Genomic DNA, 22596 nt, shown 5'->3' with positions numbered 1-22596 from the left:
GTACACATCTCCATCCACCCTTCTGATCTAGCCCGCCGGGCCGACAACCGCCCGGTTCGGGCGATGGGGACCGCCGCTCGCCATGAATGAAGTCACCCGGAACTGGCGCCGGCCTCCTCCTCGGACTCGTCGGTGACGCGCTCCTCAAGTGCGGGCTCGCCCTTTCCTGGCACCACCGGAGGCGGTCCCGTGGACGGCGCCGGGGGCTGGGCGGGTTGCGGCGGGGTGGCCCTTTCCAAGAACCGCAGCAACTCGACCGGGAAAGGCAGGACGAGGGTGGAGTTCTTCTCAGCGGCGACCGCCACCACGGTCTGCAGCAGCCGCAATTGGAGAGCCGCGGGCTGGTCGGACATCACGGCGGCCGCCTGAGCGAGCTTCTTGGAAGCCTGCAATTCGGCGTCCGCGTTGATGACCCGGGCACGGCGCTCCCGGTCGGCCTCGGCCTGCCGGGCCATCGACCGCTTCATCGTTTCAGGAAGCGAGACGTCCTTGATCTCCACCCGGTCGATGGTCACACCCCACTCAACGGCCGGGCTGTCCATCATCAGCTCCAGCCCCTCGTTCAGCTTCTCCCGATTGGAAAGCAGATCATCGAGATCGCTCTTCCCGACAATGGAACGCAGCGAGGTCTGCGCCATCTGGGACACCGCGAAGCGATAGTCCTCGACCCGGATCATCGCCTCGGCCGCGTCAACGACCTTGAAGTAGATCACCGCGTCGACCCGGACCGTGACGTTGTCACGAGTGATTCCGTCCTGCGCGGGAACAGGCATCGTCACGATCTGCATATTGACCTTGTGCAGCCGATCCACGAGAGGGATCACCATGGCGAACCCGGGCCCCCGGACATTGCCACGCAGCCGGCCAAAGCGAAGGACCACCCCTCGCTCGTACTGCTTGACAATCCGGGCTGCCGACGCCACGTACAGCACAGCTGCCCCGCCAATCATGGCTCCCGCTGTCAGTAGCTCCTCGACCATCACAGCCCCCTGTATCCGAACCGGACACGACATGTGAGTTATACCCGAATGGGGGAGTTTGACCCTCGCTCCGTGGAACACGGTAACGGTGGGCGAGACGCTCGATGATCATCAGCTTTTTCCACCCGAGATGGGCCCGCAGCCAGGCAGCGGCCATCGCCTTGGCCGTCTCGGCCGCCTGCCCAGGCCCTGCGCGCAGCCGCCTCGATCAGTCAAGATTTGCTCCGGTCCCCAGCCATCGGAAGGCTTCCTCAAAGACGTTGGCAGGGCTTCGGCTTGGGCAAGCCGAAGCCATACGGGCCGCCACGGGATCACCCTTGCGCCGTCAACAGGCCCAGCAGCCGGCCCAGCATGCGGACGGTCTCCGGTGCGCCTTCCGGGCGTGGAAGGCTGCGGAGCCGCGGAGGTGTCTGGCGGAGGAGTCTCTGCGGCTCTGTAGTCGGGCGAGGATGAGTGTCTTGATCGCGGCGAGTTCCTCGGGCTCGGCGTGGCCCTTTTCGATGCGCAGTCCGATTTCGTCCGGGTTCACCCCGCAGGCGCGGCAGCCGGCTGAGCCGCCGATCCATCGTCCAGGTCACCGTGCGCCTTCGCCTGGGGTTCGCGGCGAAGGACGGCTCTGTCCCGCTCACCGACGAAAGGCGCTGACGCCGTCCAGCGGCCCAGCGTGACCTCCGCGGTGATTCCGGGCCCAAAGCCCGCGATCAGCCCGGTGCCCAGGGCCGCGGTGCTGTCCTCCTCGAAGAGACGGTCCAGCGCGTCAAAGACGACCGCACTGGCGATATTGCCCCGCTCGGTGAGCGTCGCCCTGCTGAACCTGAAGGTCTCGGAGGGCAGACGCAGGATGCTGGAGAGGTCGTCCAGAATGCGCGGACCGCCCGCATGCACGATGTAAAAATCCAGTTCGGACACGTTCCACCGCTGCTGCTCGGTGAGAGTGCGCAGAGCCGGGGCCAGCATGCCCATAGTGGTCGGCACCCGCTTGTCCAGCAGAAAGTGGAAGCCGGTGGCCCGCACACTGTACGAGATCCAGTCCTCCGTATCCGGTACCAGATACGAACCGTTGCGCTCCAGCCGTACGCCCCGGCCTCCCTCGCCGCGCACGACGGCGGCGGCGATGGCGTCGCCGAACAGCCCGTTGGACAGCAGCGAGCCAACACCCAGGTCCATCGGCTGGTAGCACAGCGAGCAGAATTCGCAGGCCACGATGAGCACGTTGGCCTGCGGGTAAGCGCGGCAGAAATCGTGTGCCCTGTTGATCGCCGCGCTGCCGCCCGCGCAGCCGAGCTGTGCGATGGGCAGCTGCCGGGTGTCCGAGCGGAACCCCAGCTTGTTGATCATCCAGGCCGTCATCGACGGCATCATGAAACCGGTGCACGAGACGTAGATGATCAGGTCGATGTCGTGGGCCTCGACCTCAGCATGGCTCAGGGCCCGGCCGACCACCTCGGGGACGCGCGCTTTGGCCTCCGCCGTGTACAGGAGGTTGCGCCGCTCGAATCCCGGATGCTTCAGAGTGTCGGTGAGCGGCTGGACGAGGTGGCGTGTCTGTACACCCGTATTCTCGATCAGCCGCAACACCAGACCGAGCTGCTCATGGCCGGCGTGCAGGGTGCGCGCGAGATCAAGTGTGTCCTCAAGAGTGATGACGTGTTCGGGAACCGCGATCGCCGGTCTGCACAGTGTGGTCACCGAGGGTTGCCTCCGCTGCTTCTTCCGGATCGTTCCGTGGATACCACGCGCGTCACCAGGCGACCGGCAGTGTCTGCGGATAGCGCCAGATCGAGCCGGTGTTCCAGTCGATCTCGTCCTCACGCACGGCCAGCCGCAGCCGCGGGAAGCGCTCAAGGAGCGTGCCGATGGCGACCTGGAGTTCCATCCGGGCCAGGTGTGAGCCCAGGCAGTGGTGCGTACCGTAGCCAAACCCCATGTGGTGGGGGGTGCCGCGCTCCAAGTCCAGTGCGTCGGGACGGTCATACATCTCTGGGTCGCGGTTCGCCGCCAGGTACGACACATGCACCGCCTCACCGGCCCGTACCATCACTCCGTCGATCTCCACGTTCTCGGTGGCCACCCGCGCGATACCGACGCCCTGCCGGAAGGGGATGAAGCGCAGCAGCTCTTCGAGAGCGCGCGGCAGCATCTCCGGCTCGGCCCGTAGTTTCGCCAGCTGCTCGGGATGGGTCAGCAGCGTGTACGTGATGTTGCTGATCTGGTACGTCGTGGTGTCATGGCCCGTGACGAGCAGCACCATGCCCAGGACGGCCAGCTCTCGCTCGTCAAGCAGTTCATCGCCGTCCCGCGCCGTGGCCAGGCTGCTCAGCAGGTCCTCGCCCGGATCGCGCCTGCGCCGGGCCGTGAGGTCGGTGAAGTAGGCACGCAGCTCGCTCTTGGCCTCGTCCGCCGCTTCCCGGTCCGTGACGCCGACGGCCATCATCGCCATCGCCCAACCGCGCAGCCGGGGCCGGTCCAACTCGGGGATGTCCAGCAGCTCGCAAATAGTGGTGAGCGGCAGGCGGGCCGAGAGGTGCTGGACCAGGTCCGCGGGCGCGCCATGTTCGACCATCTCATCGAGCATTCCATCCACGACGCGCTGCGTGGTGGCGCGGAGCCGCTCGACCTGACGGTTGGTGAACCCCTTGGCCACCAGCCGCCGCAGCCTGTTGTGTTCCGGCGGGTCCATCAAGTTGATCGCCTCCGCCTGGGCGATCGGGGTCGGAGTCATACGAGGCAGATCGCGCCCGATGCCGGCCGCGCGGCTGAAACGGCGGTCGGTGGTGACGAACCGTACGTCGTCATACCTGGTCACCAGCCACGCCTCCCCCTCCCCGTAAGGCATACGGATCCGGGCGACAGGAGCCTCGGTCAGCAGCTGCTTGAGCAGCGGGTCGAACTCCAAACCGTTCACATAGTCGAACGGACAGCTATAGACCTCGGCGGAGGCAGTCACAGGTACTCCTAGCTCTCGGGGCGAAGAGATGTAGACCCGCTGAACACGCCGGACCGCCCCGCCATGCCGCTCTGCAACCCACCCGGCCCATAGAACAAACCCGATCAGCCCCGCCCCGGTTCGTCTCCGGAGCCGAGGCAGACCCCAAAAGAGGCCCCCGACCCGCGCTTCCGCGGGTCGGGGGCCTCTTTTTCGGCTGTGGGGGCAGGTCAGTCCTCGGTGAGCATGCCGGCCCTGAGGGTGGCCAGGGTGCCGGTCAGGAGGCGGGAGACCTGCATTTGTGAGACTCCGAGCTTCTCGCCGATCTGCGCCTGGGTCATTTCCTGACCGAAGCGCATCTCCACGATGCTGCGGCGGCGCTCGTCGAGTGCGCCGAGGAGCGGGGCGAGGGTCTGGAAGTCCTCGACCAGTTCCATCGCCGGGTCGTAGTCGCCCATGGAGTCGGCGTATGTGCGGCCGCTCTTGTTCACCGGGCCGTCGTCACCGCCGTCCGCGGACACGTCGAGCGAGCCGGCCGTGTAGCCGTTGGACGCCACCAGTCCCTCGATGACCTCGTCCTCGCTCAGCTCCAGGTGCGCGCCGAGCTCGGCGACGGTGGGGTTGCGGTCCAGCGTGACCGCCAGCTGCTCCTTGGCCTTGGCCAGCTCGACGCGCAGCTCCTGAAGGCGGCGCGGAACGTGGACGGCCCAGGTGGTGTCACGGAAGAACCGCTTGATCTCGCCGATGATGTACGGGATGGCGAAGGTGGGGAACTCGACCTCGCGGGACAGGTCGAACCGGTCGATGGCCTTGATCAGACCGATCGTGCCGACCTGGACGATGTCCTCCATGCCCTCGTTGCCGCGGCTGCGGAAGCGGTTCGCCGCGAAGCGGACGAGGGACAGGTTCATCTCGATGAGGGTGTTGCGGGCGTACTGGTGCTCGTGGGTGCCCTCTTCGAGGACCTGCAACTGGTCGAAGAAGAGCTTCGACAGCTCCCTGGCGTCCTTCGGTGCGATCTTCCCGGCGTCCTCGATCCACGGCAGTCCACCGACCAGTCGCTCGTCGGCGGCCGAGGACGCGGCAGAGGTGAGGGACAGCCCTGCGGACTGCGTGGGTATGGACACGTCATCACCTTTGAGATCGTCGGGGAGGTTGCCGAACCGCGTGTGCCCCCGAATCCCGGCCCCATTCTCTTTCCGCTGTCATTTCCCGATCTTTTTTTGATCACGTGCCTTCGCGGCTGAGGCTGCTGCCGTGGCGGCGAGCGGGACGTGCCCCGCGCCTGGCCATTCGGGTGCGGGCGTGGGCGATAATGAGCCGATGTGACAACGTGACGGCATCCGGGGGGTCTGGTGAAGCGTTCACGCACGACAGCCGGGGAGGCGCACTCGTCGCCCCCGGCCGAGCTTGAGGTCCGCCCGCTGGCGAACCGGTCCGGACTGAGCGCTGCGGGGGAGGTCAGCTTGACCACACACCAGACATGGGCGAGCGCGCTGGATGTCCTGGCCGACCGTCAGGAGGACGTCTATCTGGACCTGGCCGGTCTGACCTTCGTCGATGTGGCCGGGGCCAGCACGCTGGCCGCGACGGCCCTGAGCCGTGGGGTCGGCCGGCGGATGGTCATCGAGCGCCCGCCGCCCTCGCTGCGGCGGACGTTGGACATGTTCTGGCCGGACCTGGCGACGATTGAGGTGACGGGATGACGACCGGCGCAGCGCCGGCGACGGCGACGGACGAGTCGTTCGTACACCCGGCCCTCTTCTACCGGGACGACGACACCTACCTCGCGGGCACCCTGCCGTTCATCGACGCCGGACTGGCCGCGGGTGAACCGGTGGCCGTCGCCGTCCCCCGGCCGCGCCTCGACCTGCTGTCGGTCGAGCTCGGCGACCGGGCCGGGAAGGTCCGCATGATCGACATGGCGCAGGCCGGTCGCAACCCGGGGCGGATCATCCCCCGCGTGCTGCGCACCTTCGCCGACGCCCACCCCGGCAGCCGGGTGCGGATCATCGGCGAGCCGATCTGGCCCGGCCGCAATCAGGCCGAGTACCCCGCCTGCGTCCAGCACGAGGCGCTGATCAATGACGCCTTCCGCGACCGGGCGGCGACCATCCTGTGTCCGTACGACGTCACACGGCTCGACGAGCAGGTCCTCGCCGACGCTCACGCCACCCACCCGGTGCTCATAGAGGACGCGGTCGAGCGGCCCAGTACGGCCTATGCTCCCGACCGCACCGTGGCGGCGTACAACCAGCCGCTTCCGCGGCCGCCGGGGGTGCCCGCCTTCGCCTTCGACGGCCGGCTGCTGCCCGACGTCCGCACGTTCGCGACCCGGCTGGCCGCCGACCTGGGGCTGGTCGACGAGCGTCTCGACGATCTGGCCCTGGCGGTGGCCGAGTTGACCACCAACAGCGTGATCCACGGCGGCGGTACCGGCACCCTGCGTATCTGGGCCGAGGACGGCCAGGTCGTGTGCGAGGTGTACGACCGGGGCCATCTCACCGACCCGCTCGCGGGCCGGCGGCTTCCCCCGCCGACCCGTCCCGGCGGTCGTGGCCTGCTGCTGGTCAACCATGTGAGTGACCTGGTGCGCACCCACACGACGGAGAACGGGACCACCACCCGGTTCTACCTCGACCGCACGCCCCCGCGCTCCGGCAACCGCTAGCCCGGTTTCCGCGGGTTCGCCTGTGGACCGTTCGGGGTTCAGTACCGTTTCCAGGGGGTGCCGGGGTAATCTGCCTCGTACATTTGTCGTAGGGCAACGATCCATGACTGGATGACGGTCCGCGATCGTGGTTCTACGGTGCAGGGGGCGGCCCCGCTCGCGGGCCGTGGTGGTGTCCTGTCTTCGGCAGGGCGCCCGGGGAGCGCAACGAGGATGGGCATGGCTGAGACGACAGTCGAGAACTCGCGTCCAGTACAGCGGGCACGGTCGCGGGGAACCGCCAAGGTGGGGGAGCCGGAACTTCGGCAGTTGCTCGACGGACTCACCGCGGTGCGTGACGGGGACTTCGGCACGCGGCTGCCCGATGAGACGGACGGGCTGCTCGGCGAGATCGCCACCGTGTTCAACGGCATGGTCGATCAGCTGTCACTGTTCACGTCCGAGGTGACCCGGGTCGCGCGCGAGGTCGGCACCGAAGGAACGCTGGGCGGCCAGGCCGAGGTTCCGGGGGTCTCCGGCACCTGGGCGGACCTCACCGACTCGGTGAACGCGATGGCGGGCAATCTCACCACCCAGGTCCGCGACATCGCCCATGTGGCGACGGCCGTCGCCCGCGGCGATCTGTCGCAGAAGATCGACGTGGACGCCCGGGGCGAGATCCTGGAGCTGAAGGAGACCATCAACACGATGGTCGACCAGCTGTCCGCGTTCGCCGATGAGGTCACCCGCGTCGCCCGCGAAGTGGGCACCGACGGACGGCTCGGCGGCCAGGCCGACGTCAAGGGCGTCTCCGGCACCTGGCGCGACCTGACCGACTCCGTGAACTTCATGGCGGGCAACCTGACCGCGCAGGTGCGCTCCATCGCGCAGGTCGCCACGGCGGTCGCCCAGGGCGATCTGTCGCAGAAGATCGACGTGGACGCGCGCGGGGAGATCCTGGAGCTGAAGGAGACCATCAACACGATGGTCGACCAGCTGTCCGCGTTCGCCGACGAGGTCACCCGGGTGGCCCGTGAGGTCGGTACGGAGGGACGGCTCGGCGGTCAGGCCGACGTCAAGGGCGTCTCCGGTACCTGGAAGGACCTCACCGAGTCGGTCAATGTCATGGGCGACAACCTGACGGCGCAGGTGCGTTCCATCGCCGAGGTCACCACGGCCGTCGCGCAGGGAGACCTCACCCAGAAGATCCGGGTGGACGCGCGCGGGGAGATCCTGGAGCTGAAGGAGACCATCAACACGATGGTCGACCAGCTGTCCGCGTTCGCCGATGAGGTCACCCGCGTCGCCCGCGAAGTGGGCACCGAGGGCAACCTCGGCGGTCAGGCGACGGTCCGGGGCGCCTCCGGCACCTGGAAGGACCTCACCGACAACGTCAATGTGATGGCCTCCAACCTGACGGGCCAGGTGCGTTCCATCGCCGACGTCGCCAACGCCGTGGCGCGCGGCGACCTTTCACGCAAGATCACCGTCGAGGCGAAGGGCGAGGTCGCCGCGCTGGCCGAGGTCATCAACACGATGGTCGACACCCTGTCCGCGTTCGCCGACGAGGTGACCCGCGTCGCGCGCGAGGTCGGCACCGAGGGGCGGCTCGGCGGTCAGGCGCGGGTGCCGAACGTCGCCGGCACCTGGAAGGACCTCACCGACAACGTCAACTCCATGGCGAACAACCTGACCGGGCAGGTCCGCAACATCGCCCTGGTCACCACCGCCGTCGCCAACGGGGACCTGTCGAAGAAGATCGACGTCGACGCCCGCGGCGAGATCCTGGAGCTGAAGACCACCATCAACACGATGGTCGACCAGCTGTCCGCGTTCGCCGCCGAAGTCACCCGCGTGGCCCGCGAGGTGGGCAGCGAGGGCCGCCTCGGCGGTCAGGCCGAGGTCGAGGGCGTGTCCGGCACCTGGAAGCGCCTCACCGAGAACGTGAACGAGCTGGCGGGCAACCTCACCCGCCAGGTGCGGGCCATCGCCGAAGTCGCCAGCGCCGTCGCCGAGGGCGACCTGACGCGGTCCATCACCGTCGACGCCTCCGGCGAGGTCGCGGAGCTGAAGGACAACATCAACTCGATGGTCGGCTCGCTGCGCGAGACAACCCGGGCCAACCAGGAACAGGACTGGCTGAAGTCCAACCTGGCCCGGATCTCAGGCCTGATGCAGGGCCACCGCGATCTGGCCGTGGTCGGTGAGCTGGTCATGGACGAGCTCACCCCGCTCGTCTCCGCCCAGTACGGCGCCTTCTACCTCGCGGAAGAGACCCTGGACGGCACCGAGCTCAGGCTCGTCGGCTCGTACGGGCGCCCTGCGGGAAGCACCGGACCCCAGCGCTTCAAGCTGGGGGAATCCCTGGTGGGCCAGGCGGCACGCAGCCGCCGGACCATCGCCGCCGACGGCGTGCCCGGCGACTATGTGTCCATCTCGTCGGGGCTCGGCCGGACGACACCCGGCAGCCTGATCGTGCTGCCGATCGTCGTCGACGACCAGGTGCTCGGCGTCATCGAGCTGGCCTCGTTCACGGCGTTCACCGCCGTCCACCGGGACTTCCTGGAACAGCTCATGGAGATGGTGGGCGTCAACGTCAACACCATCGTGGCCAACGCCCGCACCGATGAACTGCTCGACGAATCACAGCGGCTCGCTGAAGAACTCCAGTCCCGCTCTGGAGAGTTGCAGGACCAGCAGGAAGAACTCCAGCGTTCCAACGCGGAGTTGGAGGAGAAGGCCGCGCTGCTGGCCGCCCAGAACAGCGACATCGAGGGCAAGAACCTGGAGATCGAGCAGGCGCGGCAGGAGCTGGAGGACCGCGCCCAGCAGCTGTCGCTGGCGTCCAAGTACAAGTCGGAGTTCCTGGCCAACATGAGCCACGAACTGCGGACCCCGCTCAACAGCTTGCTGATCCTTGCCCAGTTGCTCGCCCAGAACCCGAACCGCAACCTCACCTCCAAGCAGGTCGAGTACGCGGGCATCATCCACTCGGCGGGGTCCGATCTGCTTCAGCTGATCAATGACATCCTCGACCTGTCCAAGGTCGAGGCGGGCAAGATGGACATCCATCCGGAGCGCGTCGCCGTGCGCCAGCTCCTGGACTACGTCGAGGCCACGTTCAGGCCGATGACCACGCAGAAGAGCCTCGACTTCACGATCACCACCGCACCCGGCGTGCCGGTGGATCTGCTCACCGACGACTCCCGGCTGCGACAGGTCCTGCGGAACCTGCTCTCCAACGCGGTGAAGTTCACCGAGCGCGGCCGGGTGGAACTGCGTATCGAACCGGCGGCCGACAACGAGCTTCCCGGCGTGGTCCACCGCGGCGGCGCCGTCGTGGCCTTCCGCGTCAAGGACAGCGGGATCGGCATCGCGCAGCAGCAGCTGAAGACCATCTTCGGGGCGTTCCAGCAGGCGGACGGCACGACCAGCCGCAAGTACGGGGGCACCGGTCTGGGGCTGTCCATCAGCCGTGAGATCGCCCATCTGCTCGGCGGCGCGCTCACGGCCGAGAGCGCACCAGGCCAGGGCAGCTCCTTCACGCTCTATCTGCCCGTCGCCCGCGCCGACTTCAGGGAGCACACCCCGGACGGCACCGCCCATCCGGCGGGGACCGGCGAGGACGGCGATGAGCCGGGGAGCGAGCAGCGGGCCCCGGCCGCCGCGCCCGCGCAGCCACGGCAACCGCGCCGCCTCCTCGTCATCGAGCAGCGCCCACGCGGACTGCTCTCCCTCGTCGCCGAGAGCGCCGTCGCCGAACTCACCGGCGGTCACGACCTCACCGCCCGCGAGGACATCGAGGTCATCGCGGCGGTGGGCCCGCAGGAGGCCGCCGGCGCCCTGGCCACCGAGCCGTTCCACTGCGTGGTGCTGGAGCTGGACATGGCCGACGGCGAAGCGCTGCGGTTCCTGGACACGATGGACGGCGACCCCGCGCTGCGGTCCGTCCCCGTGCTCGCGCACAACAACCGGCGCCTGGACGCGGCGCACGAGCAGGCACTCCAGTCACGGGCCCGCAGGCGGCCGTTGGAGCTGCTGTCCAGCCTCGACGAGCTGCGCGAACGCATCGCGCTGCATCTGTCCGCCGAGCAGCCGGGCGCGGTGGTGCCCCTGGTCAGGACCGAGGAGACGCACCGGCAGACGCCGCTCAACATCGATGCCGGGCTGCGCGGCCGTACCGTGCTCGTCGTCGACGACGACGCCCGCAACCTCTTCGCCCTCAGCGGCATCCTGGAACTGCACGACATCCAGGTCCTGCACGCCGTGAACGGCCGGAAGGGGATCGAGGCACTCGCCCGGCATCCGCACATCGACCTGATCCTGATGGATGTGATGATGCCGGAGATGGACGGGTACGAGGCCACCGCCGAGATCCGGCAGATGCCCGAGCACGCCGGTATCCCCATCATCGCGGTCACCGCGAAGGCGATGCCGGGCGACCGGGAGAAGAGTCTCGCCTCCGGGGCGAGCGACTACGTCACCAAGCCGGTGGACGCCAACGACCTGATCGCCTGTGTCAGCCGATGGCTGAACGACCGCTAGGGGTGAGCAGCACTATGAGCACTCCTGAACACCATGGAGATGTTGTCGCGGACAGCGCGCTGCCGGCACCCCGCCCCCGCCGGGACCGCGGTCCTGCGGGGTCCCCGGAGACCCGGGATGCCGTGCCGGGCCAGGACTCCGCAGTCGGACGCCTCGCCGCCACGGTCGCGCGGCTGCGCGAGGAAGTACGCGCCGCGCACGCCGCGGCCGACGGCCGCGCCCTGATCGAACTCGCCAAGGGCATTCTGATCGAGCGGCTGGGGTGCGGTCCGGCCCAGGCGTCGCGTCAGCTCGCGGAACTCGCCGAACAGACGGGCCTGTCCCAGGTGGAGTGGGCCGCGGACATCATCAACCAGGCGGCCCGCGACCAGGTCGCCCAGGTCGCCGACGACTTCTTCCGGCGGACGAACGGCGACGCGGCGAGCGACGGGTCGGGCGACCGGCCTGAAGACGGGGCGGGCGCCGGATCCGGAGACGGTTCGGGAACCGGGTCGAGTGACCCGGTGGGCGACGGTACGCACGACGGGTACGCCGGCTCGTCCGTCGCCGTACGCCTGCGCACCGCCGAGAGCGCCGCGCTGGCCGCCGGGGACACCCAGGCCGTCGCCGAGTCCCTGCTCGAACACGCCCTCGCCCCGCTGGGAGCCACCGCGGTCGCCGTCTGGACCGCCAGTTCGGACGCCTCGCTCACGCTCCGCGGGCACGCCGGATTCAGCGCCGACGAAGCGGGACGCTGGCGGTACGTACCGCCCGGTGTGGCGACGGTCGCCCGGCAGGCACTCAGTGAGAGACGTACCGTCCACTTCTCCTCGCTCGCGGAGCAGGGCATTCCCTCCATCGGCCACAAGCAGACACCGGACGGTGGCCGTATCGCCCTGCCTGCCGGAACAGGCGGACGCATCCACGGCGTACTGGAGATCTGCTGGCCCCGGCCGCTCACGCCTCAGCCGCCGGCCGTCGCGCGCCAGATCGAAGCCCTGGCCGAGCTGTGCGCCCACACCCTCGAAGGCCTCTCCGACCCCGGTGTCCACTCCCCAGTGGCGCGCGTTCCCGCCGATGTCTTCGAGCTGGTCGACCTCGCCGACGGGCTGTACGACCCCGCGCTGGTCCTCACGCCGCAGCTCGACGCGGAAGGGCACCTCAGCGACTTCCGGATCCGCCATGTGAACAGTGACTTCGTGGATCCGGCGGGGCGCCCCCGCAGCAGCATCAACGGCGCCCTGTTGCTGGAGGCCTATCCCACGGCCGCCGGTGACAGCGAGCTCTTCGAGAAGGTCGAACGCGTCTACGCCACCGGTGAGCCCTTCCGCGCCCGGCGGATGACGCTGACCGCCCTCGTCGACCAGGTGTCTCTCGCGTCCGTCGCCGATCTCAGCATCAGCCGGCACGGCGACAGCATCCTGCTCATCTGGCGCATCGAGGACGAGACGGCCAGGCTCGCCAGCCTGCTGCAGCACGCCCAACGCCTGGGCCGCATCGGCGGTTTCGAGGAGAACCTCGTCACGGGCGAGATCACCTGGAACAGTCAACTCTTCGCCCTGTACGGACGGTTGGCCACCGCGGAGCCGGTGTCCCTGCAGGATCTCAGTGAGCACGCGCACCCGGACGACGCCGTGGTCATCGGCCGTTTCCTGCAGGCGGTTCTCCACCACCGCCGCGCGACCTCAACGGCTTTCCGGCTGACGCGTCCCGACGGAGTGACCCGGCACATGCGGGTCATCGCCGAGCCCGTTCTCGACGCCGACGACCGGCTCCTGGCCGTACGCGGCGCCTATCAGGACATCTCGTCCCAGCAGTGGACCGAGGTGGCGCTCGCCGCCACCCGTGACCAACTCGCGCAGACCGAGCAGGAGTCGGCCGAACGCAACCGGCTGACCCTACAGCTCCAGCACGCCATCATGCCGCCGACCCGGGGCCCGCTCGACGCCCCCGGCCTGCGGATCGCCGTACGCTACCGGCCGGCCGAGACGGAGTCGCTGGTGGGCGGCGACTGGTACGACGCCGTCGTCCTGCCGTCCAAGCGGATGCTGCTCTGTGTCGGGGACATCGCCGGCCACGGAATCGAGGCGGCCACCAGCATGGTGGTCCTGCGCAACGCCATGCGCGGTCTCGCCGTCACCGGCGCGGGGCCCGGCCAGCTGCTGTCCTGGCTGAACATCGTGGCCCATCACCTCACCGAACAGGTCACCGCCACCGCGGTGTGCGGCCTCTTCGACCCGGAGACCCGGGTGCTGCGCTGGGCCAGGGCGGGCCATCTGCCTCCGGTGCTGGTGCGGGGGCAGGACGCCAGCACTCTCCCGCTGCTCGGCGGGCTCCTGCTGGGCGCTCTTCCCGAGGCGGAGTACGAGGAGTCGGAAGTTCAGCTGGAGCCGGGCGACACGCTGCTGATGTACACCGACGGCCTTGTGGAACGCAAGGACACGGAGGTCCACGACTCCCTGGAGCAACTGCTCGCCGCGGCGAAGGCCCCGGCCCCCGACCTGGAACGCCGGCTCGACCGGCTGCTCTCCCTCAGCAAGTCGGACACCGACGACGACACCTGCCTCATCGGCGTTCAGGTGTCGTGATGCCCTGATGTTGGTGGCACGTATTCCAGTGGCACGTTTGGGGGGGCGCTTTTGCGGTCACATGAAAAGTGTCCCCACCATCCACCGGCAGGACAGGGCGTGATTGTTGTGACTGACAAGAAGAACGAAAAGTCCAAGGCGAAGACCGAACAGGTCAAGGGCAAGGTCAAGGAAACCGCAGGCCGGGCCGTGGGCAATGAGTCCCTTGAGGCCGAAGGCCGGGTCGAGCAGTCCAAGGGTGACGCGCGTCAGGCGAAGGAAAAGATCAAGGACACGTTCAAGCACTGACGTACCGATCTGCTTCTGCGGCCCGGACGGAGGAACTCTCCCGTCCGGGCCGCAGCCAGTCCGTACCGCGCCAGTCCGTACCGCCGTGCGTACCGGCTCAGGGATGGTCGCCGGGGCCGTCGTGGTGCCTGGCCAGCGGGGTCGGTGAGAGCGTGCTGTTCCCCTCGCCGGCCTCCAGCAGGGTGTCCGCCGGGCCGACGATCAGCGGGTCGGGCTTGCCGATCGCCTTGTCGTCCCTGTCGGTGTAGTCGAAGCGCCACAGCAGGCTGCGCATCGCCTCCAGCCTGCCGCGCCTCTTGTCGTTGTTCTTCACGACGGTCCAGGGCGCGTGCTCGGTGTCGGTGGCCCGGAACATGTCGACCTTCGCCGCGGTGTACGCGTCCCACAGATCCAGCGAGGCGAGATCCGTCGGCGACAGCTTCCACTGCCTGACCGGGTCGACCTGACGGATGGCGAACCGCGTGCGCTGCTCGTTGCGGGAGACCGAGAACCAGAACTTCACCAGCAGGACGCCGTCGTCGGTCAGCATCTGCTCGAACAACGGGGTCTGTTCGAGGAAGTTCCGGCACTCGGGCGGTGTGCAGAAGCCCATCACGCGCTCGACTCCCGCCCGGTTGTACCAGGAGCGGTCGAAGAAGGCGATCTCCCCCGCGGCCGGGAGGTGGGCGACGTAACGCTGGAAGTACCACTGGCCGCTCTCGCGTTCGGTGGGCTTGTCCAGAGCCACCACGCGGGCGCCGCGGGGGTTGAGCCGCTCGGTGAAGCGCTGGATGGTGCCGCCCTTGCCGGCCGCGTCCCGCCCCTCACAGAGCACCACGAGCCGCTGACCGGTCTCGCGAACCCATCGCTGCAGCTTGAGCATCTCGATCTGCAGCATCCGCTTGCTCTGCTCGTACTCCTGGCGCCGGATCTTGAGGTCGTACGGATGGTTCTCCCGCCAGGTCTGAAGCGGCCCCCCGTCGTCGTCCAGCAGTATGGGCCGCTCGGGGTTACGGTCGTCGACCGTCAGCCCTTCGAGGAGCGTCCTGTCGTCGGAGCCGTTGCCTGAACTGTCCTCGGCCTCAGTCATGAGTCTGTCGCCGCTCAGTCGCCACCGTGATCACGGTCCCCAATTTTATGAATGGCCGGTGCCTTCCGGAGACTCAGTGCCCGTGCTTCGCCCGCCCAATCACGCTACTCGCGGAGGAACTCCTCGGCGTCCCGGGCCAGCAAGGCGCCCCGCACCCTGTTCTCGCACTCCAGCTTCGCCAGGATACGGCTGACATACGTCTTCACGGTGGCCTCGCCTTAGGACTTCTTCTCGATCAGCTTGCCGTCCTTGAAGCAGAACCGGAAAACCGGCCGATTCTGCGCCCCGCGTACCAGCCCGCTCCGGGACGCGGCGGAGGGGGGGGGGGGGGGGGGGTGCCTGCGGCCACGAATCGTGGCCGCAGGCACCCGCCTCTTCATGCTGAGTACGTGACTACTTAAGTGCGTGACTACTTGGGTATGTCAGGTGCTCTTGTCGCGCTTCGCCGACTCGGCCTCGGCTTCGGCCTGTTTGGCCTGAACCTCGGGATCGAGTGCCTGACCACTGCCGTCGACCGAGGTCAGCGGCGCACGGTCGGGAACCTCGGTGGCGGCGGGGGGCTCGACCAGCCAATCGGGGTTGGCCTGCTTGTCCCACCACTTCCAGGCGGCGAAAGCGCCGCCCGCCAGCACGCCGACCACGGCGAGGCCCTTGGCAAGACGGCCGGCCCTCGCCCGCCGCTCGTGCTTCTTGACGAGCTTCCTGATCTCCTTCTGCGAGACCTGTCCGCGCAGGGCGGCCAGGGCCGCCGCGCTGCGTGCGGTGGCCTCCTCGCGAAGGGGCTGGGCGCTGGCCACCGCGTGTTCCACACGCGGCACCGTGTAGTCCGCGGCCTGTCGGGCGGCGTGCCGGGTGCGAACGGCGGCCCGGTGCGCGGCCTTGTCGACCTTCGGGGGCACATGGGTGCGGGCCTGCTCCACCCGCGGTGCCACATGTGCTCCGTATTGGACCTTGGCCTGCTGTGCTGCTTGCGACACTTTGGGCGCGAGCCGTACGCGGGTCTCGTGCGCAAAATGCGTGGCCTGGTCCTTGGCCGTACCGGCGTAGGGCGCCACCACTTCCGCGGCGTGCAGCACGCTCTCCTTGGCCGATTCGGATGCGGCGCGCACGCTGTCGATGCGGGTCACTGGATCCTCCTCCTTGGTGGCGGTTCGGTTACTCGCCTTTCCGCCCATTTCGAGATCATGCCTGTCAGCGGCCTCCGAGGCACGTATGAACGGGCATCCGGGTCATGAAAAGGGTCATGCGGGGTGACTTCGGGCATTGCGGTGCAAGGGGAGCTTGTCAGCGACAATGCCACGGTTTGCCGCTGAGCGCCCCGGTTCCGCCGCTACTCGTCGCAATCCGGTCCGTGCGAGGATCGGACATATCAATGCAGACGTTTGAGGAAGGCAGCACCGTGGCCGAGCAGCTTTACGCCACCCTGAAGACCAACCAGGGCGACATCCAGGTACGGCTCCTGCCGAACCACGCACCCAAGACGGTCAAGAACTTCGTGGAGCTCGCCAACGGTGAGCGGGAGTGGACGAACCCGACCTCCGGCAAGAAGGTCACGGACCGGCTGTACGACGGGACCGTCTTCCACCGTGTGATCAGCGGCTTCATGATCCAGGGCGGTGACCCGCTGGGCAACGGTACGGGTGGCCCCGGTTACGAGTTCGCGGACGAGTTCCACCCCGACCTCGCCTTCGACAAGCCGTACCTGCTGGCGATGGCCAACGCGGGTCCGGGCACCAACGGCTCGCAGTTCTTCATCACGGTGTCGCCGACGGCCTGGCTGACCCGCAAGCACACCATTTTCGGTGAGATCACGGACCCGGCCAGCCAGAAGGTCGTGGACGGCATCATCGCCGCGCCGACCAACCCGCGCACCGACCGTCCGGTCTCCGACATCGTCATCGAGACGGTCGTCGTCGAGACCCGCTGACGGCCGCTCGTCCGACGACCGCACGCCTTTACGGGAACCATCCCGCCCCGCCCGTCCGTAGTGGATAGGCGGGGCGTGGTGCATTGAGCCGTGCGGCGGGCCGTACCGCCACTGGGCACCGAGCCGACAGGCACCAGTTTCAAGGGGACCGATGGACCAGCCGCCAGGAAACCCGGACCAGAGCGCCGCCACCGGCGGCCCGCCGACCTGCTACCGGCACCCGGGTCGCGAGACGGGCATCCGGTGCACCCGCTGTGAGCGCCCCATCTGCCCGGAGTGCATGGTCGACGCCTCGGTCGGCTTCCAGTGTCCCGACTGTGTCCGCGAGGGGTCGGGTACGGGCCACTCCCCGACCGCGAACCAGCCGCGCACGCTGGCGGGCGGGACGATCGCGGCGGACCCGCGCCTGGTCACCAAGGTGTTGCTGGCCATCAATGTGGCCCTCTTCATCGCGGTGATGGCGACCGGGAGCCGGCTCGTCGGCGATCTCGACCTCATCGGCCTCGCCTACAACCCTCAGGTCAACGAGGTGGTGGGGGTCGCGGACGGCCAGTGGTACCGGCTGGTCACCGCGATGTTCCTGCACCAGGAGATCTGGCACATCGGGTTCAACATGCTGGGCCTGTGGTGGCTCGGCGCCCCGCTGGAGGCAGCGCTTGGCCGCACCCGCTTCCTGGCGCTCTATCTGCTCTCGGGCCTGGCCGGCAGCGCGCTCACCTATCTCGTCGCCGCACCGAATCAGCCGTCCCTCGGCGCGTCCGGCGCGATTTTCGGGCTGCTGGGCGCCACGACCGTGCTGATGCGACGGATGAATTACGACATGAAGCCGGTCCTGGTGCTCCTCGCGCTGAACCTGCTCTTCACCTTCACGTGGAGCGGGATCGCCTGGGAGGCGCACATCGGCGGCCTGGTCGCCGGGGTCGCCCTGGCGATCGGTCTGGTGCACGCGCCGCGCAAGTATCGGGCCCTGGTGCAGTGGGGCACCTGCGCCCTGGTGCTGGTCGTCGTTCTCGGCGTGGTGCTGGTCCGCACCGCCGCGCTCTCCTGAACGATTTCCACACCGGTTGTCGCCCAGTTGTCCACAGCGAGTGGCGGATCTTGTGCATCTTGTGGGGAACAGCTGTGCCCCTTGTCGCTGAACTGAGTTTTCCCAGTAAGGGCAAGGGGCGGGCCGTGTCACCCAGGGGGCCTGGCCGGTCATACCGGTGTCAACACCCTGGAAGTTATCCACAGATCTTCCGACCTTTTCCACCTGTGTGGACAACGCTGTGGATAACCTCTGGTCAAGGCTTGCGGAACCGGGCCGCGAGGGGCCTGGAACGCGCTACTTCCACTGCGTGGAGACACCGAAGCCGGCGGCGATGAAGCCGAAGCCGACCACGATGTTCCAGTTGCCGAAGCTCTTGATCGGGAGATCGCCCTCGGTCACGTAGAAGACCACGATCCAGGCGAGCCCGATCAGGAAGAACGCCAACATGATCGGGGCGACCCAGCTGCGGTTCGTCAGCTTGATGCTCGTTGCCTGCTTCGAGGCGGAAGGCGTCGCGAATTCTGCCTTCTTGCGGATACGTGACTTCGGCACGAGGGACTCTCCTGTCGATGCGCTGCGTTACCGCGCAGGGAACTGTGGCTGGTGCCTGGGGCGGGAGCTGCGGGAACACTGCCTCCCCCGGGCGTCCGTTAGCGTAGTGCTTCCGCGGCGTAGAAGGAGATAAGGGTACGTTGAGCAATTCTGCCGACTCCCCCACCGAGCCGGCTAGGCGTCCGGTCCGACGCCCTGCCCTGCGGCCGGTCAGGCTTCTGACCGCTGCCGTTTTCGCTCTCGCGGGTCTCATCTTCGTCACCAGCTTCAACACGGCCAAGGGCACCAACATCCGCACGGACGACTCCCTGCTGAAGTTGTCCGACCTCATCCAGCAGCGCAGCCGCAACAACGCGACGCTTGAGGAGTCCACCGCGGCCGTCCGCGGGGACGTCGACGCCCTCGCGCAGCGCGACGACGGCAGCACCAAGGCCGAGGACGCCAAGCTCAAGGCGCTGGAGCAGTCGGCCGGCACCAAGAAGCTCTCCGGCGAGGCCCTCACCGTCACGCTCGACGACGCCCCGCCGAACGCCACCGCCAACCCGGGCTACCCCGAGCCGCAACCCAATGACCTGGTCATTCACCAGCAAGACCTGCAGGCCGTCGTCAACGCGCTCTGGCAGGGCGGCGCCGAGGGGATCAGGGTCATGGACCAGCGGCTGATCTCGACCAGCGCCGTGCGCTGCGTCGGGAACACCCTGATCCTCCAGGGCCGCGTCTACTCGCCGCCGTACAAGGTCACGGCCGTCGGCGACCCGGACCGGCTCCAGCGCGCGCTCACGGCCTCCACGGCGATTCAGAATTACCAGCTGTACGTGAAGGCGTACGGGCTCGGGTGGAAAGTTGACGAACACGAGGCGATGACTCTGCCCGGCTACTCGGGCACAGTGGATCTCCACTACGCGAGTCCCGTCGGGTGACCGGCGGGTAGTGCTTGGGGGAGCCGGTGTCGGTGCGACTGGTCGTCAGGACCTTCAGCGAACTGTCCATCACCATCGGCACGGTGATCGTCCTTTTCGTGGTGTACGTGATGTTCTGGACCGGCGTGAAGGCCGCCGACGCGAGCGACGGGCAGATCGACCAGCTCCAGGACCAGTGGGCGCAGGGCGCCGTCCCGGACCGCTCGGCGCCCGTGCAGGGCTCGCCGCCCGACCCCGCGGCGTACCGGCCGGGCAAACCCTTCGCGGTGATGTACGTGCCGCGGCTCGGCAAGGGCTGGGACTGGCCGGTCCTGGAGGGCACGAAGGTGAAGACCCTGAAGAAGGGGCTCGGCCACTACGCGGGGACCGCGCGGCTCGGGCAGAAGGGGAACTTCTCCGTCGCCGGTCACCGCCGCACCTACGGCGACCCCTTCAAGGACTTCCCGAAGCTGCGGCCGGGCGACGCCGTAGTGCTGACCGACGGGGCGACCTGGTTCACGTACCGCATCGACAACAAGCCCTACCTGACCGTGCCGGGCGACACCGGTGTGATCGACCCGGTGCCGCGCCCGCTGGTGCGGAACGCGATCGATTTCGTCGGTCCTGGGCGCTATCTGACCCTGACGACGTGCGACCCGGAATGGGGCAGCAGCCACCGGCTGATCGTGTGGGCGCACCTGGACGCCACCCAGCCCGTCGAGAAGGGCGAGCCGCCCGCTTTGCGCCGCTGACCCACAAGCCACGGCCGCCGCCCTTTACGACCTCGGGGGCGATAGCGCGGGCTCCCGATGTCCCGCGACTCCGCCTCCGGCGTTGTCGTCGGCCGACGACGCTCCGCGTCGCCTCCCTCCTCCGCCTTGGACGCGAAGCCGCAGGACGCCACTCGCTGATCCACGCCCCATTGCCCCCGAGGTCGTTACTCTGGGTCCCGGACCGAACGGAAGGGACAGCATGTACGGCTGGATCTGGCGGCATCTGCCGGGCAACGTATGGGTGCGGGCGTTCGTCGCCTTTGTACTGATCCTCGCGGTCGTCTATGCGCTGTTCCAGTACGTCTTTCCGTGGGCGGAGCCGCTGCTCCCGTTCAACGATGTGACGGTCGACGGAGGGTCGGGCCCGTGAGCGCGCGCATCCTCGTCGTCGACAACTACGACAGCTTCGTCTTCAACCTGGTCCAGTACCTGTACCAGCTGGGCGCCGAGTGCGAGGTGCTGCGCAACGACGAGGTCGAGCTGAGCCACGCCCAGGACGGCTTCGACGGCGTGCTGCTCTCGCCGGGACCCGGGGCGCCCGAGCAGGCCGGTGTGTGCGTCGACATGGTGCGCCACTGCGCGGCGACGGGAGTGCCGGTCTTCGGCGTCTGTCTGGGCATGCAGTCGATGGCGGTGGCGTACGGCGGTGTGGTGGGCCGGGCACCCGAGCTGCTGCACGGCAAGACGTCCGCGGTGACGCACGAGGGCGTGGGCGTCTTCGCCGGGCTGCCCTCGCCGTTCACCGCGACGCGCTACCACTCGCTGGCGGCGGAGCCCGGGTCGCTGCCCGCCGAGTTCGAGGTCACCGCGCGGACGGCCGACGGCATCATCATGGGCGTGCGGCACCGGGACCTGCCGGTGGAGGGTGTGCAGTTCCACCCCGAGTCGGTGCTGACCGAACACGGGCATCTGATGCTGGCCAACTGGCTTGCGCAGTGCGGCGATCCGGGCGCGGTGGAGCGATCGGCCGGGCTCGCGCCGGGATGGGGTCTCCACTGCTCGAACAAAGCTGAGAGCTCGGGGAAGGGCAAGGCCGTCGCGTGACGGAGCTCCGCCCCGAACACGACGCAGGCCAGGAGGGTCCGTACGAGCAAGTCGCGTACGAGGCCGGGGCGGCGGCCGAGTTCGAGGCGGCGGTGGACCGGCTCGCGGATCCGCTGAACGACCCGCTGCCGGGCGGGGAGGGCTCGCCGTGGTTCCAGTCCTCGACCGCGCCAATGGCGCCGCAGCAGGGCCCTCAGGCCCCCTCCTGTCCCCTTCAGCCCGAACCGCAGCAGTCACGGCAACACCAGCAGCCTCAGCAGCAGCCGTATCACGAGCCTCAGGAGTGGTACGACCCCGAGGGCTACCGGCGCGACTGGTACGGCCGGCAACAGCCGGCGCCGATGCCGGCGCCGATGCCCGTACCGGCTCCCGGGCCGATGCCTCCCGAGCGGATATCCGCCTCCGCACCGATGCCCCCTCCCACCCATGCGGTCCGCGAGGGCCGCGGGGCTCACGAGGGCCGAGACGACGAGACGGTCGGGCTGCTGATCGCCGACACCCGGCGGACGCCCGAACCAGGCCCGCCGCCGCCCCCCGGTGGCCGCGCGGAGCGCCGCAGGGCGGCCAAGGGGCGGGGACGCAGACCCGCCGAGCCGGGCGCGCACGGACGCGCGGCGGGCGACGGCCCGGCGCCGCTCTCCCGCCTGGAGGCCAGGCGCGCGGTCCGGGCGGGCAAGGACGGTCCGGCCGTCGTCGCCAGCCGCTTCCTCGGTGAGCTGTTCATCACCGTCGGCGTCCTGATGCTGCTGTTCGTCACCTACCAGCTGTGGTGGACGAACGTCCTGGCCCAGCAGCAGGCCAACGGCACGGCCAGCAGTCTGGAGAGCGACTGGGCGAACGGCCGCAGGCCCGGCGCCTTCGAGCCCGGCAAGGGCTTCGCCATCATGCACATCCCCAAGCTGGACGTGAAGGTCCCGGTCGCCGAGGGCATCAGCAAGCCCGACGTGCTCGACCGCGGCATGGTCGGCCACTACGCGGAGGGCAAGCTCAAGACGGCGATGCCGTCCGACAAGCAGGGCAATTTCGCGGTGGCGGGCCACCGCAACACCCACGGCGAGCCGTTCCGGTACATCAACAGGCTGAAGCCGGGCGACGCGATCGTCGTCGAGACGCAGGACACGTACTACACGTACGAGATGGCGAGCATCCTTCCGCAGACCACACCGCGGAACGTGGCGGTGCTCCGTCCTGTGCCGCTGGGTTCGGGGTTCACCGGGCCCGGCCGGTACGTGACTCTGACGACCTGTACGCCGGAATTCACAAGTACGTACCGAATGATCGTGTGGGGCAAGATGGTCGACGAACGACCGCGCAGCAAGGGCCGGCCCGACGCACTCGTCGGCTGA

General features: G+C 68.6%; 20 protein-coding genes and 1 pseudogene. 12 read left to right on the top strand and 9 right to left on the bottom strand.

The genetic code is table 11. The annotated features are described in order from the left end of the window. Positions 1–92: 92 nt before the first annotated feature. The 5 genes from QMK30_RS10580 to QMK30_RS10560 form a co-directional block, all read right to left on the bottom strand. Entirely contained in the window at positions 93–980 is an 888-nt protein-coding gene (locus QMK30_RS10580; RefSeq protein ID WP_283517077.1) for a slipin family protein, read from the bottom strand. Between the two features lie 325 nt (positions 981–1305). Then, positions 1306–1509 carry an acyl-CoA carboxylase subunit epsilon gene (locus QMK30_RS10575; protein WP_283517076.1) on the bottom strand — a complete coding sequence of 68 codons (204 nt, stop codon included), beginning with the start codon at positions 1507–1509 and terminating at the stop codon, positions 1306–1308. Next, entirely contained in the window at positions 1506–2669 is a 1164-nt protein-coding gene (locus tag QMK30_RS10570) for a type III polyketide synthase (RefSeq protein ID WP_283517075.1), read from the bottom strand. Before QMK30_RS10570 ends, QMK30_RS10575 begins: the two co-directional genes overlap by 4 nt. A gap of 52 nt (positions 2670–2721) precedes the next feature. Further along, a complete protein-coding gene (locus tag QMK30_RS10565; protein WP_283517073.1) occupies positions 2722–3927 on the bottom strand; it encodes a cytochrome P450 in 1206 nt (401 codons plus the stop codon). Positions 3928–4136: 209 nt separating this feature from the next. After that, a complete protein-coding gene (locus QMK30_RS10560; RefSeq protein WP_502963111.1) occupies positions 4137–5033 on the bottom strand; it encodes an RNA polymerase sigma factor SigF in 897 nt (298 codons plus the stop codon). Between the two features lie 297 nt (positions 5034–5330). On the opposite strand from QMK30_RS10560, the gene QMK30_RS10555 reads away from it, so the two are divergent. From QMK30_RS10555 to QMK30_RS10535, 5 genes are all read left to right on the top strand, one after another. Further along, positions 5331–5612, top strand: coding sequence for an STAS domain-containing protein (locus QMK30_RS10555; protein ID WP_502963115.1), 282 nt, complete (start codon positions 5331–5333; stop codon positions 5610–5612). Continuing rightward, positions 5609–6577 carry an anti-sigma factor RsbA family regulatory protein gene (locus QMK30_RS10550; protein WP_283517069.1) on the top strand — a complete coding sequence of 323 codons (969 nt, stop codon included), beginning with the start codon at positions 5609–5611 and terminating at the stop codon, positions 6575–6577. The genes QMK30_RS10555 and QMK30_RS10550 overlap by 4 nt, the downstream gene beginning before the upstream one ends. 219 nt (positions 6578–6796) lie before the next feature. Then, positions 6797–11101 carry a HAMP domain-containing hybrid sensor histidine kinase/response regulator gene (locus QMK30_RS10545; RefSeq protein ID WP_283517067.1) on the top strand — a complete coding sequence of 1435 codons (4305 nt, stop codon included), beginning with the start codon at positions 6797–6799 and terminating at the stop codon, positions 11099–11101. A 14-nt stretch (positions 11102–11115) separates the two neighbouring features. Continuing rightward, a complete protein-coding gene (locus tag QMK30_RS10540; RefSeq protein WP_283517066.1) occupies positions 11116–13668 on the top strand; it encodes a SpoIIE family protein phosphatase in 2553 nt (850 codons plus the stop codon). Between the two features lie 108 nt (positions 13669–13776). Beyond that, positions 13777–13956, top strand: a complete 180-nt coding sequence (locus QMK30_RS10535) for a CsbD family protein (RefSeq protein ID WP_283517158.1) — start codon at positions 13777–13779, stop codon at positions 13954–13956. Positions 13957–14053: 97 nt separating this feature from the next. On the opposite strand, the gene ppk2 is transcribed toward QMK30_RS10535, so the two are convergent. From ppk2 to QMK30_RS10520, 3 genes and pseudogenes are all read right to left on the bottom strand, one after another. Further along, a complete protein-coding gene (gene ppk2, locus QMK30_RS10530) occupies positions 14054–15025 on the bottom strand; it encodes a polyphosphate kinase 2 (protein ID WP_283517065.1) in 972 nt (323 codons plus the stop codon). A gap of 104 nt (positions 15026–15129) precedes the next feature. Next, positions 15130–15240, bottom strand: a pseudogene (locus QMK30_RS10525) (DNA-binding response regulator); the annotation flags it as partial. Between the two features lie 207 nt (positions 15241–15447). Beyond that, positions 15448–16152, bottom strand: a complete 705-nt coding sequence (locus QMK30_RS10520) for a DUF5324 family protein (protein WP_283517064.1) — start codon at positions 16150–16152, stop codon at positions 15448–15450. A gap of 272 nt (positions 16153–16424) precedes the next feature. Here QMK30_RS10520 and QMK30_RS10515 point away from each other — a divergent pair, with 272 nt between their 5' ends. After that, complete coding sequence (locus tag QMK30_RS10515; RefSeq protein ID WP_283517157.1) at positions 16425–16952, top strand: peptidylprolyl isomerase; 528 nt, start codon at positions 16425–16427, stop codon at positions 16950–16952. 151 nt (positions 16953–17103) lie between these two features. After that, positions 17104–18000, top strand: coding sequence for a rhomboid family intramembrane serine protease (locus QMK30_RS10510; protein WP_283517062.1), 897 nt, complete (start codon positions 17104–17106; stop codon positions 17998–18000). 276 nt (positions 18001–18276) lie between these two features. On the opposite strand, the gene crgA is transcribed toward QMK30_RS10510, so the two are convergent. Then, on the bottom strand, positions 18277–18534 hold the full coding sequence (gene crgA / locus QMK30_RS10505) for a cell division protein CrgA (RefSeq protein WP_283517061.1): 258 nt from the start codon (positions 18532–18534) through the stop codon (positions 18277–18279). A gap of 140 nt (positions 18535–18674) precedes the next feature. Between crgA and QMK30_RS10500 the strand changes: the two genes are divergently transcribed. The 5 genes from QMK30_RS10500 to QMK30_RS10480 all read left to right on the top strand — a co-directional run bounded on the left by QMK30_RS10500 (position 18675) and on the right by QMK30_RS10480 (position 22596). Continuing rightward, complete coding sequence (locus QMK30_RS10500) at positions 18675–19454, top strand: DUF881 domain-containing protein (RefSeq protein ID WP_283517059.1); 780 nt, start codon at positions 18675–18677, stop codon at positions 19452–19454. 26 nt (positions 19455–19480) lie between these two features. Continuing rightward, the gene (locus QMK30_RS10495; RefSeq protein ID WP_283517058.1) at positions 19481–20185 is read left to right on the top strand and encodes a class E sortase; all 705 of its coding nucleotides are present in this window, start codon (positions 19481–19483) and stop codon (positions 20183–20185) included. 220 nt (positions 20186–20405) lie between these two features. Continuing rightward, complete coding sequence (locus QMK30_RS10490) at positions 20406–20576, top strand: hypothetical protein (RefSeq protein WP_283517057.1); 171 nt, start codon at positions 20406–20408, stop codon at positions 20574–20576. Continuing rightward, positions 20573–21250, top strand: a complete 678-nt coding sequence (locus QMK30_RS10485; protein ID WP_283517056.1) for an aminodeoxychorismate/anthranilate synthase component II — start codon at positions 20573–20575, stop codon at positions 21248–21250. The genes QMK30_RS10490 and QMK30_RS10485 overlap by 4 nt, the downstream gene beginning before the upstream one ends. Beyond that, positions 21247–22596 carry a class E sortase gene (locus QMK30_RS10480; RefSeq protein WP_283517054.1) on the top strand — a complete coding sequence of 450 codons (1350 nt, stop codon included), beginning with the start codon at positions 21247–21249 and terminating at the stop codon, positions 22594–22596. The genes QMK30_RS10485 and QMK30_RS10480 overlap by 4 nt, the downstream gene beginning before the upstream one ends.

Origin of the sequence: Streptomyces sp. H27-C3 (genome assembly GCF_030063415.1) — a bacterium.
Taxonomy (GTDB): domain Bacteria; phylum Actinomycetota; class Actinomycetes; order Streptomycetales; family Streptomycetaceae; genus Streptomyces.
This window is presented reverse-complemented; position numbering and strand designations above follow the sequence as displayed.